The sequence below is a fragment of the Flavobacterium ajazii genome (assembly GCF_010614725.1).
GTDB lineage: Bacteria > Bacteroidota > Bacteroidia > Flavobacteriales > Flavobacteriaceae > Flavobacterium > Flavobacterium ajazii.
Genome location: NZ_JAAEHL010000006.1, coordinates 150,669 through 169,855, shown reverse-complemented (window position 1 = coordinate 169,855; position 19,187 = coordinate 150,669). Strand labels below are relative to the sequence as shown.

The window sequence follows — 19,187 nt, the reverse complement described above, 5'->3', positions numbered from 1 at the left end:
TTTCACCGCATAAAAAGATTCCGTTACCTCATAAATTTTAATGTTTTTAAGTGTTTAAATACTTTTACAACTGTAACCGTAAATTGTAGTAGTTATGAACAGAAAAGATTTTTTAAGAGGTTTAGGTTTAGTAGGAATTGGTTCCATGGCTATTCCAATTATAAGTGCATGTAGTCAAGATGATGACTCTTCAGAAGAAACATCAACAGATACAGAAACGGCCACTGATACAGGTTCCGGTTCAAGTTCTTCTAGTGATTGTTCTGTCACTCCTTCAGAAACAGCAGGTCCATTTCCGACGATTACACCATCTTCTCTGGTAAAATCAAATATTGTGATGGACAGAACGGGTGTTGCTTTTACAATTAATATTACTATAAAAAACACAAAAGCAAGTTGTGCGGCCTTAAAAGGTGCTATTGTTGATATCTGGCATTGCGATAAAGATGGTTATTATTCAGAATATGGAGGAACTTCGATGCAGTCTGTTGATTATACTTCTGTACACTTTTTAAGAGGAAGACAAACTACAGATGATAATGGATTAGTAACTTTTACTTCTATTTTTCCTGGCTGGTACACAAGTCGTGCCACGCACATACACGTTCATATTTATAATGCAAGCGGAACTTCATTGTTAGTTACGCAAATTGCATTTCCAGAAGGTTCTGGCAGTGCGGTGGCTTTGGTAAATGCATCAACGGCCAATGGATATACAAAAGGTTTGTCGGGTTATACATATAATGCTTCTGATAATGTGTTTTCAGATTCAGTAGCAAGTGAACTGGCAACAGTTACAGGAAGTGTTGCTGAAGGTTTTGTTTTAAAACATACCATTAACGTTGCGAGTTAAAAACTTGTAAAATACAGTTTAAGATGATTAAACAGATTCCAGCTCAAATATATAAGTCAGAAACAAGAGGTATTTTCAGGTCAGAAAAATACAATTGTTTTGCCACCTTTAATTTTGACCAGTACCAGGATTTGTCCAGAAGACCATTTGGCTCTTTACAGATTTTAAACGAAGAAATACTAGCTCCCCAACATTGTATTTCCAGAGTTATAAAAGCAAATTCGAGTCTGATTATTTTGCCTTTATTTGGTGGAATAGAATACAAGGACAATCTTGGTAATGCTGAATTTTTGAGAGTTGAGCAAATTCGGGTTATAGCTGCTGATGACGAAATGACTGTGGAAATTTTTAATCCGTACGAAAGTGAAAACGTTAGTTTTCTTACCATTCATTTTCAAAAGGAAACACAATGTTTAAAAAAATATTTTCACAAATCAGAAATCGATTTGACTATTAGTAATAAATTAATCCGATTGATTGAAATTGAAGAAACGACTTGTTTTATTGGTGTTTATGATGGAAGGAAAGAAGGCTTTTATACTTTGAAAAATCCTAACAATGGTGTTTTCGTATTTGTAGTTAATGGTGCTTTTGAGGTTGAAGACCGACTTTTAGAAGCGAAGGATGGTTTAAGTATGAAAAACACAGAAATAATAGAATGGGAAGCTTTGTCTGAAAATGCCATTTTATTAGTTTTTGAAGTGTCTTTAAAGTGAATCGTTGAATAAGAATTTATGAAAATATCAAAAATAAGGCTGGCATATCGTGTGATTATTGATAGTTCTTCTACAATAATCTGGGATAAATATGTTTTTGAAGATACTTTTAAAGAATATAAAATGCAAAGTCAGCAATTCAATTCGGCAGAGAATCCTAAAAATACTTTCAGGGAATTGTTGTCTGATAATGAAAAGGCTTCTCAGCTGCATTTTTTAGTTGGAATTGCTGCCGATGGTTATATCCAACAATTAAAAGGCAATTTTTACAGAGTTTCTGATGTATTAGGAAATCAGTATTTTCCTTTTACCAATTATCAGCTCGATATTATAAACAGCGATGTTACAGATATTTCAAAGCATAAAATCGGAATCACATTTTATTCTCCCTTATTGAGTTATTTCGGAATTATAGAAGGAAATTTTCTGGTTTCTAAAAATACCGAAAGCAAAAATGGATACGAAACAATTATGTTTCCGGTTCAGTCACATTTGTCAATCTGTTACATTCAAAACGAATAAATCGTTATTACTTCCAAAAACAAAAACCACATATTGTTTTCGCCTTTTTTACTTTGATAGTTGGTAAAAAAGGCTTTTTTATATTGGATAGCAGCTTATTTTATGTCAAAATTTGTGTTTAATATTTAATAAAGGAATTTATTTGTGAAATTATAACGATTTCGTTCTTTAAATTATTGGTTTTTTAGTTTATCCGAATTTATTAGAACCGTAAAAGTTCTATATTTGTTTTTCTTTCAAAAAAAACATAAAATTTTATCAAATGAAAACTCTAAACGATTTCGATTTTAAAAATAAAAAAGCAATTATCCGTGTTGATTTTAATGTGCCTTTGGACGAAAACTTCAATGTAACAGATGCAACACGTATTGAAGCTGCAAAACCAACTATTGATGCAATTTTGGCTCAGGGTGGAAGTGTTATTTTGATGTCACACTTAGGAAGACCAAAAGGAGCTGAAGAAAAATACTCTTTAAAACATATCTTAAAAACTGCTTCTGAAATTTTAGGTGTTCCGGTTAAATTTGCTGAAAACTGTATTGGAGAATCTGCTCAGGCTGCAGCAAAAGATTTGAAACCAGGTGAAGTTCTTTTACTTGAAAATTTACGTTTTCATGCAGAAGAAGAAGCCGGAGATGTTGCTTTCGCTAAAGAATTAGCCTCACTTGGAGATATTTATGTGAATGATGCTTTTGGAACAGCTCACAGAGCACACGCTTCGACAACTATCATTGCACAATTTTTCCCAACTGAAAAATGTTTCGGAACATTGCTGGCAAAAGAAATTGACAGTTTAAATAAAGTACTGAATAATAGTGTAAAACCTGTAGTTGCAGTTTTAGGGGGCTCTAAGGTTTCGTCAAAAATTACAGTTATCGAAAATATTCTGGATAAAGTTGACCACATGATCATTGGTGGCGGTATGACTTTTACATTCATCAAAGCTCAGGGCGGAAAAATTGGAGAGTCTATTTGTGAAGATGATAAATTAGATTTAGCTCTTGATATTTTGAAAGCTGCTAAAGAAAAAGGAGTTCAGATTCATATTCCTGTTGATGTAGTTGCTGCTGACGATTTCTCAAACAGCGCAAACACTCAGATTGTTGATGTAACTGCAATTCCTGACGGATGGCAGGGTCTTGATGCTGGTCCTAAATCTTTGGAAAATTTCAAAAAGGTAATTTTAGAATCTAAAACAATATTATGGAATGGTCCTCTTGGTGTTTTTGAAATGGAAACTTTCTCAAAAGGAACTATCGCTTTAGGTGATTATATTGCTGAAGCTACTGCAAACGGAGCGTTCTCATTAGTTGGAGGTGGTGATTCTGTTGCTGCTGTAAAACAATTCGGTTTTGAAGAAAAAATGAGTTATGTATCTACTGGTGGTGGAGCAATGCTTGAAATGCTTGAAGGAAGAGTTTTACCTGGTATTGCTGCTATTTTAGATTAAAAATATAACAATTAACATTTTTTTTAACGTTTTTTACGCTTATTCTGCTTAAGTTTGTAAAAATACCACATTCTGTAATTGTTTGTATTATAGAATTTTAAAAAAATGTTATATGATCATAAGAAAAATTTCCTTAGTCGTCTCAGTCTTTTTTTCGATAGCAGGTTTTGCACAAGATGTAGTTAAAGCCGATAACGAAATAAAGCCTGAAGTAAAGATTTCGTACTTAGATTCAGTAAAAAAGACGTTTGTAAAAAACGATTTGGCTATCCGGGTTGACAGCCTTTGGATGAATGAACTGACGAGCCTTGATATTTATGAAGATTTAACTAAGGATATTCAAACGATCAATAAAGATGTGACTGTAGATCAGGAACTGCCTACTGAATTGCTGAAACAGCGTCTTCAGGTAATGAATGAAAAGTCACCTTTTGAAATAGAATACAATCAGGGATTAGAAAATATAATAAAGTCATTCCTTAAAAATCGTAAAAAGTCATTTTCACGATTGATGGCTTTGTCAGAATACTACTTTCCGATTTTCGAAGAGGCATTTGCAAAACAAAATGTGCCTTTAGAAATTAAATATTTAGCCGTTGTAGAATCTGCTTTAAATCCTAAAGCAGTTTCTAAAATGGGCGCCACAGGACTTTGGCAGTTCATGTACGGAACTGGTAAGCAATACGATCTTAAGATAGACTCATATATCGATGAAAGAAGCGATGCCTTAAAGGCCACAGCGGCTGCATCTGAATATATGACTAAAATGTTCAATATTTTTGGTGATTGGGAACTGGTTTTGGCATCCTATAATTCAGGTCCGGGAAATGTAACCAAAGCAATTCGCCGTTCTGGTGGGAAAACCAAATACTGGGACATTCGAAATTTCCTTCCAAGAGAAACACAAGGATATGTTCCTGCCTTTTTAGCAACAATGTATCTTTTTGAATTCCACAAAGAACATGGTATCAATCCGGAAAGAGCAGTTGTTAAGAATTTTGAAACAGACACGGTTTGTATAAAAAACCAAATGACATTCAAACAAATTGCCGATTTATTGGATATGCCACAATCGCAAATTGAACTTCTAAATCCTTCATACAAATTAAAAGTTGTCCCTTTTTATCAAAATGAACAACACTTTTTACGCCTACCGAAAGACAAAATCGCAACTTTTGTAAATAACGAGGATAAAATTTATGCCTACGCAAAGTATGATTCCGGTATTATAAAAGTTCCTTCAAGATTAGCTTCAAAAATTACTCCAAAAGTGAAAGCGAAGCCTAAAGCAATTGATTCTCCAGCAGCCGATATTCAATATTATACTGTTCAAAAGGGAGATAATCTAAGTGTTATTGCAGAAAAATATGATGTGAGCATATCAGAGATTAAGGAATGGAATAACCTGAAAGGAAATACAGTTGCATTAGGAAAATCTTTAAAATTAAAGTCTAATGTGATTGTTGCCAAAACTGCTCCGGAAGTAATTAAAAAACCTGAAGAAGCTATTGCAGCTGCCGAAATATCAGATAAAAATGAAATTGAGGTAGAATACGTTGTAAAAAGCGGTGACAATTTGGGTAATATTGCTAAAAAATTCGGTATTACTTTAGCTGAATTAAAAGAATGGAACAGCTTAACATCAAATAATTTAGCATTAGGTAAAACTTTGGTTGTTTCTAAAAAAGAAAATACGATTGTAGAACCTACAGTTGTTGCATCTGCTTCTGTTGATTCATTCAAGAAAAAAACAGTTTCTAAAAGTATGTCTCAGGATTACTATGTTAAAAAAGGTGATTCATTATACAGTATCTCAAAAAAATATCCTGGAGTAACCATTTCTGATATTAAAAAGTGGAACGGAATTAAAGACGAGGATATAAAACCGGGAATGAAGCTTAAAATAAACGGTTAATAAAAATAACTTACTTAAATTTGGGTTTTATTCTTTAAAATTATAAAAATGAATAAAACCCATTTTTTGTTTCTGCTGTTTTCTGTTTTGCTCGCATCCTGTTTTCAGAAAAACGACAGCAAAACTGAACAAAAACCAGGAAAAACCAACACTATTTCTATTATCATCGATGACCAGCTGTGGTATGGTGAGGTAGGGGATAGTATTCGAAATAAATTTGCTTCGCCTGTGCTGGGTCTCACACAGGAAGAACCCCTTTTTACAATAAACCAATATCCGGCTAAATTATTGGAAGGTTTTGTAACCGACAGTCGGAGTATTATTGTGGTTAAAAAATCGACTGCAGACAAATTTGAGGTTAAAACAAATAATAAATCGGTACCCCATAATACTTTTCGGATTTATGGTAAATCGATTGACGATATTATTTGTAGTATCGAAATGAATTCGGCAGAAATCATTAAATCAATCCGTGAAACTGAAATTAAAAAAATACAACAGGAGAATAGTAAATCACTTTTGAATCCTGCGATTATCAAAAACAAATTTCACGTTAACCTGCAAATCCCAAGTGGTTATGAATACATGCTGCATAAGCAAAATTTTATCTGGCTTAAGAAAGATATTATCAGTGGAAACACAAGTTTATTAATTTATCAGATTCCGATCCGCAGTTTTAAAAAGAAAAAAGACGTGGTAAATGCAATTGTTAAAATGCGTGACTCAGTTGGAAAGCACATACAAGGTCGCGAACCAAACACACAGATGATTACAAGTGAGGCCTACGCTCCATATTTTTCAAAAATAAAATTAGATTATAAAGACGCTTTTGAAACCAAAGGAACCTGGGAACTCAAAAATGATTTTATGACCGGGCCTTTTATTAATTATGCAATTCTGGACGAAACTTTTAGCCGGGTTTTGGTTATCGAAGGATTTTGTTATTCCCCATCGCATCAGGAACGGGATTTAATGCTGGATTTAGAAGCCATTATCAAAACAGCAAAAATCGACAAACGATAAGAGATTCTATTTCAGGTTTTCAACTTTCTGGTGGACTTTAAAGTTAAAGAAGTCAACATGTAAAACTTGAAACTTAAAACAATTTTCAAACTGTTTTTTTTTTGTAATTTTATTTATAACAAACATAAAAACAAATAGTTATGAAAAAAATAATCGCAACATTAGTAATTACAACGCTATGTTTTATTTCGTGTAAAAAAGAAGTAAAAACAGAAGTTACAACTACAAATAAAACTGACAGTATCAAAACTGAAGAAGAAATTGTTGAAGAACCTATTGATTCTGCTGCGCAAATGAAAGCCTGGACTGTTTATGCAACTCCTGGTGCAGCTCATAAATTAATGGCGGAAGAAGTTGGAAGTTGGAACTGCGATATGACTTTTTGGTCACAACCAAACGGAAAAGCTGAAAAAGCTACTTCGATAGCCAATATTCAGATGGTTTTGGGTGGACGTTATCAGGAAACCAATTATCAGGGAAATATAATGGGGCAGCCTTTTGAAGGAAAAAGTACTTTGGCTTACAACAATGCCAGTAAAGAATACACGACAACCTTTATTGACAATATGGGAACCGGAATGGTAGTTGCAATGGGGAAATACGATGAAAATACAAAAGCGATAGAATTAAAAGGCGAAATGGTGGACCCTGTTTATGGTAAAAAAACGCCTTATCGGGAAGTTTATACCATAATAGATCCAAATACCCGAAAAATTGAGATGTATGATGTAAAAAATGGTTCTGAATATAAAAGCATGGAAATTGTAATGACGAAAAAGTAATAGTTAATTCCATCAAAAAACAAATCCCAATTACAAAGCGTAATTGGGATTTGTTTTTATTATATCTATAAAGTTCAGAGATATCTTGATTTACTACATTTTTAAAATCGTTTTATATTCTGTCTGATTATTTAATACACTAACAGCTCTTTTGATTTCCGAGTTGTTTTTTAAATAATACTGATATAAACCTTCCTGATATTGGTATCTTTTGATGAGTTCTTCCAGAATCAGGTTTTTAATTTCTTTTTGGTTTTTATCCAGTAAAGTATTTTCGCTTTTTTCTAAAGCAGTTAATAACTGCTGATATTCAATAGCGATAGTTTCGTCTATTTTTTCGTTTTTGGCGGCTGTTAAAGTGTTTTTAAGTGCCAGTTCGGTTTCTGTGTCAAATGTGATTTTTTTGGCCTTTAAAAACTGTTTAAAAGCGGAATAATCCGCATCAGTAAGTACAGGTATTTTATCGCCTAAATTCGGGTTTTTATAATAATAGCTGGTTGCGTAATCAAATATGCCGTCATTTTTCATTAAAGCATTTGTGATCGGACTCATTTTGGCTTCATCCAGTTCGATGTCCGGTAAAACACCACCTCCATCGTAAACTGTTCTTCCTTTTCTGGTTTTAAAGGCGTTGAAATTTTTAGCATCGGTCTTTTGGGCGACTCCGTTTTTGTCTTTGTGTGCATAATCTAATGCCTGAATACAACGTCCGGAAGGAGTATAGTAACGGGAAATAGTCACTTTTAGCTGTGTACCATAAGTCAGGTCAACGGTACGTTGTACCAACCCTTTTCCGAAACTGCGGCTTCCCAAAACAACGGCACGGTCTAAATCCTGTAAAGCTCCCGAAACAATTTCTGATGCCGAAGCACTTTTTCCATTGACTAAAATAGCTAACGGAATTTGTGTATCAATTGGTTCTTTATTGGTTTTATAAGTGTTATTGTGTTTTTCAATTCGGGATTTGGTCGTTACAATCACTTCGTTTTTTGGAACAAATAAATTGCAGATATCAATGGCTTCGTTTAACAAACCACCAGGATTGCCTCTTAAATCCAGTACAATTTGAGTAGCTCCGTCTGTTTTTAGTTTTTCAAGGGCCTGTTTTACTTCAATTGCTGCTTTTCTACTAAAATGTGCCAAAACGATATAACCGGTTTTGTCATCAATTTTTCCAAAAAATGGAACCGATTTAATATCTACTTCATCCAAAACAAGTTCGGTTGTATTGGTTTTTCCCTGTCGGATGTATTTTATTGTAATTTTTGTGTTTTTAGTGCCTTTTAATAATTGTGAAGCATCATCTTTGAAATCGGCAATCATAACATCACCAATCTGAATGATTTCATCACCGGCTTTTAGTCCCGCTTTGTCGGCCGGATAATTTTTATAAGGTTCACGAACAATCAGACGGTCTTTTTTACGGGCAATCATAGCTCCAATTCCGGTATATTCTCCGGTATTATTGATTTTAAAATTGACAACATCCTGTTCGTTAAAGTAAACGGTATACGGATCTAAACTTCCCAGCATACTTTTAATGCCTTTGTCCATCAGGTCACCCGGGTTGGTTTCGTCAACGTAATTGGTGTTGACTGCTTTAAATAAGGTTGTGAAAATTTCTATTTGTTTGGCAATTTCAAAAAAGTCCTCTTTGAAACTGGTTCCAATAAACAAAAAGCCTGTTGCAACGGCCGGTATGATGAATTTCTTCTTGAAATAAGGATACATGATTATGGTTTTTTTCTTTTAAATCTTTTTCTAATAAAATAGGCTAATAAACAAAACAGGATAATAAACGGCCAAACACTTAACAGTGAAAGTAATAAATCGGATAAACTAAAAAATCCTGATTTAATGGAAGTCAAGAGTTTGGAACTATACGATATTTTAATGCCTTCTTTTTCGGGTATTGTTTTGTAAAATTCAATGGTAACAGTACTTTCAGAAATACGGCTTTCTAAATATTTCAGTTGACCTTGTTTGGATTCGATTTCTTCGCGAATTGTCGAAATTTGTTCTTCAATTTCTAAAATTTCACTGACTTTGTTTGCTTTCTTTAAAATTTCAAGATAACGTTCTTCTAATTTTTTCTTTGTTTTTAATCGGGAAGTCAGGTCAATGTATTGCTCTGTAACATCTTCGGCAGATATAGTTTTAACTTCGAAATAGGAAACGCCTTTAGAAATATCATTTATAAAACGGTCAAAATTTTGGCTTGGTACTTTTACAGTAAGATTTCTGTAAAGAGTAGCAAAATCTTTTCCTTCAGAATCGTTTATTATTCTTGCTTTACTAGTAGCGGCCGCTTTTTTAATTTGAGCGAAAGTATTTTCTAAATTATCGGTTTCAAATCGCAGAGTAGCTTCTTTGATTATTTTTTGCTCAATTTCTTGTTTGTTTTTTGGCGGAGGAGGAGGTAGCGGAGATGCTGGATTTGGGCTTTTATCATAAGCAACATCTTCTGCTTTTGCAGGCATTTTTACCGTTTGAATAGACATTGCTGCTTCTTCCGGTTCATATGATTTATTGCAGCCGGAAAAAACCAAAAAGAAAACAGATAAAAAGAAAATATGTCGCATAAAATTCAATTTAGAGCTAAAACTACAATTTTTTTTGACTAAGTTGATTAATAATCTTGTGTTTTGAAATTTACACTTCTGCTTTAGTCCCGGAATCTTGTGGTTTATTGATTTGCGCTACAAATTTCTCAAACAACTGAACTGTTTTGGTATTGATTTCTTCGTAAGTCAATCGGTCTTTTGTCTGGTAAAAAAACATTAGGGAATAAGGCTGTTGCACATTATCCCAAAGTAAGTGTTTGTTTAGTCGATAGGTTTCCCGTAAAACCCTTTTGAAGTAATTGCGGTCAACGGCTTTTTTGAAATATTTCTTGGAAACTGAAACACCAATTTTGATTTTCTCTTCTGAATTTTCATCTGCCTGGCAGTAAACCAAACGCAACGGATATTTTGAAACCGATTTCCCTTCAGAAAATAGTAATCCAATTGTGGTTTTGCTCTTTAAGCGTTCATTTTTAGGGTAAGCGAAGTTCATTTAATTCAGAAAAAATTTGCAATTTCAAAGACAAAGGTACAATTAAACCATAAAAACGGTTATTGTTTTCAAATTTTATACGGCTAAAAATATATTTACTACTTTTGGCGTTTAATTTTTCAAGCATGCAAAAGATAATTTCATATCCAATCTCCGTAATTTATTATTTATGTTTTGGATTGTGTTTGGTGATTTTTCACCCGATACAATGGATTTGCCTTAATCTTTTTGGATATCAGGCTCATAAAAAAAGTGTTGACTACTTAAATTTAGGTCTTTTAAGCTGTACCAGACTTGTGGGAACGACTTATAAAGTTACCGGTTTGGATACAATACCGACAGGTGTTCCGATTATTTTTGTGGCCAATCATCAAAGTATGTATGATATCGTGGCAATGATTTGGTACTTTAGACGTTTTCATTGTAAATTTGTAAGTAAGAAAGAGTTAGGCAGCGGAATCCCAAGTGTTTCTTTTAATCTGAAATATGGAGGATCAGTGCTCATTGACCGTAAAGACCCTAAACAAGCGATTCCTGTAATCAAAGGCTTGTCTGAATATATCGAAAAAAATACCAGATCTGCTGTCATTTTTCCTGAGGGAACACGCAGCAAAACGGGAAAACCTAAAGAATTTGCGCAAAGCGGTTTAAAAATCTTATGTAAATATGCGCCTTCTGCGTATGTTGTACCGGTAAGTATCAATAACTCGTGGAAAATGGTTCGTTTCGGAATGTTTCCTGTGGGTTTAGGAAACCATCTTACTTTTACAGCGCATCAGCCTTTGGCGGTAAAAGATTATAAATTTGAAGAGTTAATGGAAATTACTGAAAAATCAGTAAAAGAAGGAATAAATGAGTATAAACAGGTTTAAATTTTAGTCCGGGCTAAAATGTAAAACCCAAATCTAAATAAAGTAATGTCTATAAAAAACATTAGATTAGAAGTGATGCAGTTTTTGGAAAAAAACGTAGACAGCTTCGTAGAGCAGTATTTAATTCCAGTAGAAACAATTTGGCAGCCGTCAGATTTTTTACCAGACTCCCAGGGAGAAAATTTCTTTGAGGATGTAAAAGAACTGCGTGAAATTGCCAAGGAACTTCCATATGATTTCTGGGTAACGCTTGTTGGTGATACAATAACTGAAGAAGCCCTGCCAACGTATGAATCGTGGCTTATGGATGTTGAAGGAATTGACCAGGTTGATCAGGTGGAAAATGGTGGAAACGGATGGTCCAAATGGGTAAAACAATGGACTGGAGAAGAAAACCGTCATGGAGACCTGTTGAATAAATACTTGTATCTGTCTGGTCGTGTGAACATGCGTGAAATCGAAATGACTACACAGCATTTAATCAACGATGGTTTTGATATCGGAACAGGGAGAGATCCTTACAAAAACTTTGTATACACCAGTTTTCAGGAATTAGCAACTTATGTATCGCATAACAGAGTTTCGCAAATAGCGAAAAAATTTGGCGATAAAAAGTTGTCTAAAATGTGTAAAATGATTGCCGGAGACGAAATGCGTCATCACCATGCCTACAGTGAGTTTGTGAACCGCATTTTTCAGGTTGATCCAAGCGAAATGATGCTGGCGTTTCAATACATGATGAAACAAAAAATCGTAATGCCTGCGCATTTCTTAAGAGAATCAGGTCAAAAGATTAGTTCTGCTTTCGAACAGTTTTCTGATTCTGCTCAGCGAATCGGAGTTTACACTGCAAATGATTATGTTGACATTTTGCAGAAATTAATTGATAAGTGGGAAATTGATAAGATTTCTAACTTAACAGATGAAGCCGAAAAAGCACGTGATTATTTAATGAAATTACCGGCTCGTATGGCAAGAATCTCCGAAAGAATTGTGATTCCAAAAGAGTCTCATATTTTCAAATGGGTAGAGCCTGCGAGATTATAATTTTGATAAAAAAACTTACATCTTTTTAAATGCAACTTTGCTGCGTTTGAAAAGTGAGCTATAAAAAGTGTTGATTGTTGGGGTTTTTAAATCTTTGACAATCAACATTTTTTTAATATTTGGGGCCTCTTTTTTAAAATAAAATGCATTTGAAAGCTAGATTAAATTAGAAGAATTCTATTTGTCAGTAAAAAGAAATCATACGTTTAAGCATTAAAAAAACTATGGATAATTCAGCGTTAATACACAAAACAATTCAATTTGTAAAAGAAAAACTTCATGATGCAGAAGGAGGTCATGATTGGTTTCATATTGAACGAGTATATAAAAATACGCTTTTGATTGCCGGAAATACGGATTGCGATTTGACAGTGGTACAATTAGGAGCTTTGCTTCATGATATTGCCGACAGCAAATTTCATAATGGAGATGAAACCATTGGTCCCAAAACAGCACGTTTGTTTTTAGAGGCAGAAAATGTATCTGAGAGTATTATTCAGCATGTTGTCAATATCATTGAAAATATCTCGTATAAAGGCGGAAATTTCGAAAAGAAGTTTTCTTCAGTGGAATTGGATATTGTTCAGGATGCGGATCGTTTGGATGCAATTGGAGCAATTGGTGTAGCAAGAGCTTTCAATTATGGTGGATTTAAAAACAGAGCTTTATATGATCCTGAAATTGCACCGGCTATAAATATGACGAAAGAAGAATATAAAAAGAATAATGCGCCCACCATAAATCATTTTTACGAAAAGCTTTTGCTTTTAAAAGATAAAATGAATACTGAAACCGGGAAACAAATCGCTGAAGAAAGACACCGTTTCATGGAAACCTTCCTTGCTCAGTTTTATGCAGAGTGGGAGGGGATTAAGTAAGTTGTGTTTCGCAAAGATTCGCTAAATAAACACAAAGATTCGCAAAGTTATTTTAAATTTCTTTGCGAATCTTTGTGTTTTTTCTTTGTGTTGTGTAACTCTGTGGAATAAACAAATCAGCTGCAGCCGCAATTTCCATCTCCACAGTCATTTTTCTTTTTAGATTTCCAGAAGAACTTTTTAATCAAAAAACCAACTGCAAATCCTAATATTGTAAAAGCAATAATTTCCTGAATCATGATGCATTATTTTAATATTTGATAGGCAATTAAGGCAGTTAAATAGGCTAATGCACTCATAAAGCCCAACTGCATTGCTGGCCATTTCCATGAATTGGTTTCTTTTTTGGTAATGGCTAGCGTACTCGCGCACTGCATCGCAAAAGCATAAAATAGTAATAATGAGATTCCGGTTGCGAAATTGAATACTTTTCCTCCGGTTTCAGGACGTACTTCTGCCTGCATCTTACTTTTTATAGTTGATTCATTATCTGTGTCGCCAACACTGTAAATGGTAGCAAGTGTTCCCACGAAAACCTCACGTGCTGCAAACGAACTGATTAAGGCAATTCCGATTTTCCAGTCGTAACCTAACGGCTGGATAACAGGTTCGATTGCTCTTCCCATCAATCCGATATAGGAATTCTCCAGTTTTTGAGAAGCTACTTCGTTTTCAAATTGAGTTTCTGTCAGGGTTGTATTTGCGAATCTTTCTTTTACAATAGTTTCTGCCTCATTAAAATCTTTTCCGGGTCCGTATGACGCTAAAAACCACAAAATAATAGATATTGCCAAAATGATTTTACCTGCTCCAACAATAAAAGCTTTGGTTTTTTCCACAACATTGATTCCAACGTTCTTAAAAAGTGGTAATTTATAACTTGGCATTTCGACAACGAAATACGTTTTGGATTCCAGTTTTAGAACTTTATTTAAAATATATGCCGATAAAATAGCAGCAAAAAAGCCTAAAACATAAAGTGCCATTAGGGTTAATCCCTGAACATTTAAAACGCCGAAAACACGTTTGCTCGGAATTACTAATGAAATTATAATCGCATAAACTGGTAATCTTGCTGAACAGGTGGTAAATGGAGTAACCAAAATAGTAATCAGACGCTCTTTCCAATTCTCAATATTTCGGGTTGCCATAATTGCCGGAATGGCACAGGCGGTTCCTGAAATGAGGGGTACAACGCTTTTTCCTGACAAACCAAATCTGCGCATGATTTTGTCCATAAGGAAAACAACACGGCTCATGTATCCACTTTCTTCAAGAATGGATATGAAGAGAAACAAAAAGGCAATCTGTGGAATAAAAATGATAACACCGCCAATTCCCGGAATAATTCCCTGCGAAAGCAAATCGGTTAAAATGCCGCTTGGCAGTTCTTCTGCAACCCAGCTGCTTAAAGAAGCAAAAGTGTTGTCAATAAAATCCATCGGGATAGTTGACCAGCTGAAAATAGATTGAAATATCAGAAATAAAATGGCAAAGAAAATAGCGTAGCCCCAGATTTTATGGGTTAGTACACGATCCAGTTTTGCCCTGATGTCTTTTGCCATCGAAGCATCAACCTTTAAACCTTTTTTCAAAACATCATTTATGAACTGGTAACGTTTAACGGTCTCTTTTTGTTGAAGACGCTTTAATTCAGAATGTGATTTGGTAAAAGTATTTCTGACTTCATTTCGGTCTAAATTCGAAAAATTCACATCTTGCGTAATAACCAGCCACAATTTATACATCAATTGATTTGGAAAAGCGTGTTGTAACTTTTCAAAATATTCCGGATCAATTACTGAAGCGTTTAGACACGGTTCGTTTGTAATGTTTTTATAAGAAACAATTAATTCTTTCAGTTCATCAATTCCCAAACCTTTTCGGGAACTTACCAATGCAATTTTGGTTTTTAGCTTTTCTTCTAAATATGGAATATCAAGGGTAATTCCTTTTCGTTCCATACGATCCGACATATTGATAACCAAGATTGTCGGAATTTCAAGATCTTTTATCTGAGTATAAATCAGTAAATTTCGTTTCAGGTTTTCGACATCAGTTACTACAACAGCAACATCAGGATATAACTTGTCGTTTTTGTTCAGCAAAAGTTCAATAACCACGCTTTCGTCCATTGAACTGGCATTCAGACTGTATGTGCCTGGTAAATCCAGAATGTTGGCTTTGATATTGTGGGGAAGTTTACAGAAACCCATTTTTTTCTCAACGGTAATTCCGGGATAATTCCCCACCTGTTGATTTAAACCTGTAAGTTGATTGAAAACGGATGTTTTTCCTGTGTTTGGATTCCCGATAAGGGCAACATTAATATTCTGAACGCTCATTATAAATTGCTTTTGATAAGTTCAACTTCAATTTCACGAGCCGTTTCAACACGGATGGCTACATGTGAGCCATTAATATCTAAATATAAAGGATCTCCAAAAGGAGCAATTTGAAGTAATTCGACGAAGCTGCCCGGCAAACAACCCATTTCTAATAATTTTAAAGGAATCAAATCGATATCAAAATCTTTGATAATGGCTTTTTCGCCTTTTTTCAGGGTGTGGATAGTGTTTTGCAAGCTTATTTAGATTGAGTTTAGATTGCAAAAATAGGTAATTATTCTTTATTTCAGGGTATTTAACACTTATACAAATGCTAAATGTTTCTAAAAATAAGGGGTTTTACTCCTCGCACAAGAAATTAATGTCTTCCAAAAGACGTTTAATGTCCTCTTTGTCGGTTCCGTCATAAAATCCGCGGACACGTCGTTTTTGATCCACTAAAACAAAATTCTCTGTATGCACCATATCATAAAGCTGATCTGGTCTTCCTAGTTTTACGGCCAGATAAGATTTTCGAGCAATAGTATAAATCTCTTTTTTATCACCGGTAACCAGATTCCATTTGCTGTCAACAACCCCATGTTTTATCGCATAGGATTTTAAAACCGAAACGCTGTCTGTTTCTGGAAAAACAGTATGAGAAAGCAGCATTACCTTTGGATTATTTAAAACCGCTTTTTGAACCTCCTCTAAATTGGTTGTCATTTTTGGACAGATGGATCCGCAGGTTGTAAAGAAGAAATCGGCAACATAAATCTTTCCTTCGTAATTTTTCTGCGTAATCGTATCACCATTTTGGTTTATGAACGAAAAATCAGCGATTGTATGATATTTACTTTTATATTGAACTGTACTGTCAACCAATTCCGGATTTACATCAGCCGGATTGTAAATTGGCAATGTTTTTTGAGGTTTTAAAGCAAAATAAAACAAGGATATTGTAATTACCGAAAATACACTTAAAACAATGAAGAATTTTCGATATTTATAAAGAAGCGATTTCATAAAAATAATTTGGCGCAAAAATACAAAAAGGGCTTTTTAAAATGTTTGGTTATGCTTTTTTTTAACACTGAATATAGCAACGATGGAGAAATTTATTAAAAAGTAATCTTTAATAAATTATTAGCTGAATTTTTAACATAGAGAATGAAATATTAGCGATACGTTTGCAGAAACTCTAAAAAGTTAAATATAAATGAAAAAAGTGCTTACTACACCTATGTTTTATGCTTTTTCTGCAATGCTTTCGTTTGCAGCTGCTGAAGCTCAAAACACAAGACCAAAAGAACCCGGGATTAATACTTCTTTTATGAAAAAAGAGATTAGCCCAAAAGAAGATTTTTTCCAATATGTAAACGGAACCTGGCTGGATAAAACCGAAATTCCCAGTGATCGAAATGCCTGGGGAAGTTTTAATGAATTACGTCAGAAAACAGATGATAATTCATTAGCGATTTTAAAAGAAGCTTCGAAAAACCCGAAGTACAAATCGAACACAGATCAGGGTAAAGCTATTGCTTTGTTCAATACAATCCTGGATACTGTTGGGAGAAACAAAAGAGGTATAACACCGCTTAAGCCTTATTTGAAAAAAATTGATGCTATTAAAAATGTAGCAGATTTACAAAATTATTTAATCGAAATGCAGTCACAGGGCGGGACAGGTTTTTTCGGGGTGTCTGTTGGAGCCGATGCTAAAAACAGTAATAAGAATACGGTTTCTCTGAGTCCGGGAACTTTAGGATTGTCTGATAAGGATTATTACAATTCAGATGATAAAGACTCAAAGGAAAAACGCGAAAAATATGAAGTTCATGTTGCCAGAATGTTACAGTTTATTGGCGAATCTCCTGCTAAGGCTAAAGAAAGTGCCAAACAAATTCTGGCTTTAGAAATCGAAATGTCTGCACCAAGACTGGATCGTGTAGAACGAAGAGACCGTAGAAAACAATATAATCCAACTGCTGTTGCTGATTTGAAAAAGAACACACCTTCTATTCAGTGGGATAAATATTTTGCCGGAGTAGGTATGGAGAAATTAGACACTGTGAATGTAGCTCAGCCTCGTTACATGATTGCATTAGAAAAAACTTTTACTGAAAAGAAAGTTGAAGCGTGGAAAGAATATCTAAAATGGTCTTTACTAAACAAATCTGCTTCAACTTTAAGTACCGATATCGAAAATGCAAATTTTGATTTCTACGGAAAAACCTTAACAGGAGCTTTAAAACAGCGCCCTCGTGAAGAAGTGGCTTTGCAGGTTATCAATGGTGCAACCGGAGAAGCTTTGGGAAAACTGTATGTGGAGAAATTATTTCCGGCTGAAGCTAAAGAAAAAGCAAAGAGCATGATTGCAAATGTAATGCTGGCTTATGAAAACAGAATCAATGCTTTGCCATGGATGTCTAATGAAACTAAAGCTAAAGCAATCGAAAAGTTGAAAAAACTTACAATTAAAATTGGCTATCCGGATAAATGGAAAGACTATTCAAAATTAGAGCTCAAAAACGTTTCTGAAGGCGGAACTTATTTTGATAATATGAAAGACATTTCAAAATGGGCATACTCAGAAAATCTTGCAAAACTTGGAAAGCCGGTTGATAAAACAGAGTGGGGAATGTCTCCGCAAACTGTAAATGCTTATTTTAATCCGTCTTATAATGAAATTGTATTTCCTGCCGCTATTTTACAGCCTCCATTTTATAACTACCAGGCTGATGAAGCTGTAAATTATGGTGGAATAGGAGCTGTTATCGGTCATGAAATCTCACATGGCTTTGATGATTCCGGAGCACGTTTCAATGCAGACGGAAACCTTGTTGACTGGTGGACAGCAGATGATTTAAAACAATTTACGGCTCTTGGAGGTGCTTTGGCAGATCAATACAGTGCATTGGAGCCTTTACCTGGAATCCATGTGGACGGTAAATTCACTTTAGGTGAAAATATTGGAGATTTGGGTGGAATCAATGCCGCATATGACGGTTTACAATTGTATTTGAAAGCTAATGGAAATCCGGGACTAATTGACGGGTTTACACCTGAACAGCGTTTCTTTATTTCGTGGGCGACTGTATGGAGAACAAAATCAAGAGATGAAGCTCTTAAAAGTCAGGTGAAAACAGATCCGCATTCTCCGGGAATGTACAGAGCTGTTGTTCCAATTCAGAATGTTGATGCTTTTTATAAGGCTTTCGATATCAAAAAAGGCGACAAAATGTATGTTGAACCAGAGAAGAGAGTTAAAATCTGGTAAGGGGATAAAGAATATGAAAAACGGCGCTGAATTTCAGCGCCGTTTTGTTTATAATTATTTCAAATGACTGTAAATATAAGTCTCAATTGCTTTTAGTTCTTCATCAGACATTGCCTGTGTTACCGGAAAATTGGTTTTCATAACAGCAAACTGACCAGGATCTACAATTGGTTCACCATTTCCTTTCAGGAAAGTAACCATGTCTCCTTTTTTGTCTTTGTAGATTTTGGCGATTTCCTGAATACTCGGACCAATTACTTTTTGATCCACCTGATGGCAGGAAATACAATTTCCTTTTCCTTCAAAAATTTCTTTTCCTAAATCTTCAGGTGTTTTGGCTGCAGCAGTTTCTCCTTCAGAATAAGTTTCAGTCGCATTTTCTGTGTTTTTACCAAATGGCTCCTGACTTTCTTTTTTACAAGATGATAAAGCTATCATGGCCGCTAAAAGTATTATTTTTTTCAT

The 19,187-nt window shown here is 34.5% G+C and carries 19 protein-coding genes; 11 read left to right on the top strand and 8 right to left on the bottom strand.

Translation table 11 applies throughout. The features are described from left to right. Positions 1-94: 94 nt before the first annotated feature. The 7 genes from GWR14_RS12685 (at position 95) to GWR14_RS12655 (ending at position 7,261) form a co-directional block, all read left to right on the top strand. The gene (locus GWR14_RS12685; protein WP_163409392.1) at positions 95-853 is read left to right on the top strand and encodes a dioxygenase family protein; all 759 of its coding nucleotides are present in this window, start codon (positions 95-97) and stop codon (positions 851-853) included. A gap of 23 nt (positions 854-876) precedes the next feature. Then, positions 877-1,569 (top strand): pirin family protein, encoded by a 693-nt coding sequence (locus GWR14_RS12680; protein WP_163409391.1) that lies wholly within the window; start codon positions 877-879, stop codon positions 1,567-1,569. 18 nt (positions 1,570-1,587) lie between these two features. Further along, positions 1,588-2,091: a hypothetical protein gene (locus tag GWR14_RS12675; RefSeq protein WP_163409390.1), complete on the top strand. Its 504-nt coding sequence runs from the start codon at positions 1,588-1,590 to the stop codon at positions 2,089-2,091. A gap of 262 nt (positions 2,092-2,353) precedes the next feature. After that, complete coding sequence (locus GWR14_RS12670) at positions 2,354-3,541, top strand: phosphoglycerate kinase (protein ID WP_163409389.1); 1,188 nt, start codon at positions 2,354-2,356, stop codon at positions 3,539-3,541. Between the two features lie 112 nt (positions 3,542-3,653). Then, positions 3,654-5,456, top strand: coding sequence for a lytic transglycosylase (locus GWR14_RS12665; protein ID WP_163409388.1), 1,803 nt, complete (start codon positions 3,654-3,656; stop codon positions 5,454-5,456). Between the two features lie 48 nt (positions 5,457-5,504). Further along, a complete protein-coding gene (locus GWR14_RS12660) occupies positions 5,505-6,479 on the top strand; it encodes a DUF4837 family protein (RefSeq protein WP_163409387.1) in 975 nt (324 codons plus the stop codon). A gap of 140 nt (positions 6,480-6,619) precedes the next feature. Further along, a complete protein-coding gene (locus GWR14_RS12655) occupies positions 6,620-7,261 on the top strand; it encodes a DUF1579 domain-containing protein (RefSeq protein ID WP_163409386.1) in 642 nt (213 codons plus the stop codon). Positions 7,262-7,354: 93 nt separating this feature from the next. Here the strand turns inward: GWR14_RS12655 and GWR14_RS12650 are convergent, their stop codons facing one another. The 3 genes from GWR14_RS12650 to rnpA form a co-directional block, all read right to left on the bottom strand. Further along, on the bottom strand, positions 7,355-8,992 hold the full coding sequence (locus GWR14_RS12650; RefSeq protein ID WP_163409385.1) for a S41 family peptidase: 1,638 nt from the start codon (positions 8,990-8,992) through the stop codon (positions 7,355-7,357). 2 nt (positions 8,993-8,994) lie between these two features. After that, positions 8,995-9,843 (bottom strand): DUF4349 domain-containing protein, encoded by an 849-nt coding sequence (locus GWR14_RS12645; protein ID WP_163409384.1) that lies wholly within the window; start codon positions 9,841-9,843, stop codon positions 8,995-8,997. A 70-nt stretch (positions 9,844-9,913) separates the two neighbouring features. Next, on the bottom strand, positions 9,914-10,318 hold the full coding sequence (gene rnpA, locus GWR14_RS12640; RefSeq protein WP_163409383.1) for a ribonuclease P protein component: 405 nt from the start codon (positions 10,316-10,318) through the stop codon (positions 9,914-9,916). Positions 10,319-10,443: 125 nt separating this feature from the next. Between rnpA and GWR14_RS12635 the strand changes: the two genes are divergently transcribed. The 3 genes from GWR14_RS12635 (at position 10,444) to GWR14_RS12625 (ending at position 13,115) form a co-directional block, all read left to right on the top strand. Further along, entirely contained in the window at positions 10,444-11,190 is a 747-nt protein-coding gene (locus GWR14_RS12635; RefSeq protein ID WP_163409382.1) for a lysophospholipid acyltransferase family protein, read from the top strand. Positions 11,191-11,235: 45 nt separating this feature from the next. After that, on the top strand, positions 11,236-12,237 hold the full coding sequence (locus GWR14_RS12630) for an acyl-ACP desaturase (RefSeq protein ID WP_163409381.1): 1,002 nt from the start codon (positions 11,236-11,238) through the stop codon (positions 12,235-12,237). Positions 12,238-12,461: 224 nt separating this feature from the next. Then, complete coding sequence (locus GWR14_RS12625) at positions 12,462-13,115, top strand: HD domain-containing protein (protein WP_163409380.1); 654 nt, start codon at positions 12,462-12,464, stop codon at positions 13,113-13,115. 116 nt (positions 13,116-13,231) lie between these two features. Here GWR14_RS12625 and GWR14_RS12620 read toward each other — a convergent pair whose 3' ends face one another. The 4 genes from GWR14_RS12620 to GWR14_RS12605 all read right to left on the bottom strand — a co-directional run bounded on the left by GWR14_RS12620 (position 13,232) and on the right by GWR14_RS12605 (position 16,468). Then, the gene (locus GWR14_RS12620) at positions 13,232-13,354 is read right to left on the bottom strand and encodes a FeoB-associated Cys-rich membrane protein (protein WP_394367938.1); all 123 of its coding nucleotides are present in this window, start codon (positions 13,352-13,354) and stop codon (positions 13,232-13,234) included. A 6-nt stretch (positions 13,355-13,360) separates the two neighbouring features. Next, positions 13,361-15,460, bottom strand: a complete 2,100-nt coding sequence (feoB, locus tag GWR14_RS12615; protein WP_163409379.1) for a ferrous iron transport protein B — start codon at positions 15,458-15,460, stop codon at positions 13,361-13,363. Further along, entirely contained in the window at positions 15,460-15,699 is a 240-nt protein-coding gene (locus GWR14_RS12610; RefSeq protein ID WP_163409378.1) for a FeoA family protein, read from the bottom strand. Before GWR14_RS12610 ends, feoB begins: the two co-directional genes overlap by 1 nt. Positions 15,700-15,802: 103 nt before the next feature. Beyond that, positions 15,803-16,468, bottom strand: a complete 666-nt coding sequence (locus GWR14_RS12605; protein ID WP_163409377.1) for an SCO family protein — start codon at positions 16,466-16,468, stop codon at positions 15,803-15,805. Between the two features lie 193 nt (positions 16,469-16,661). On the opposite strand from GWR14_RS12605, the gene GWR14_RS12600 reads away from it, so the two are divergent. Next, a complete protein-coding gene (locus GWR14_RS12600; protein WP_163409376.1) occupies positions 16,662-18,722 on the top strand; it encodes a M13 family metallopeptidase in 2,061 nt (686 codons plus the stop codon). A 54-nt stretch (positions 18,723-18,776) separates the two neighbouring features. Here GWR14_RS12600 and GWR14_RS12595 read toward each other — a convergent pair whose 3' ends face one another. Then, positions 18,777-19,187 carry a c-type cytochrome gene (locus GWR14_RS12595; RefSeq protein ID WP_163409375.1) on the bottom strand — a complete coding sequence of 137 codons (411 nt, stop codon included), beginning with the start codon at positions 19,185-19,187 and terminating at the stop codon, positions 18,777-18,779.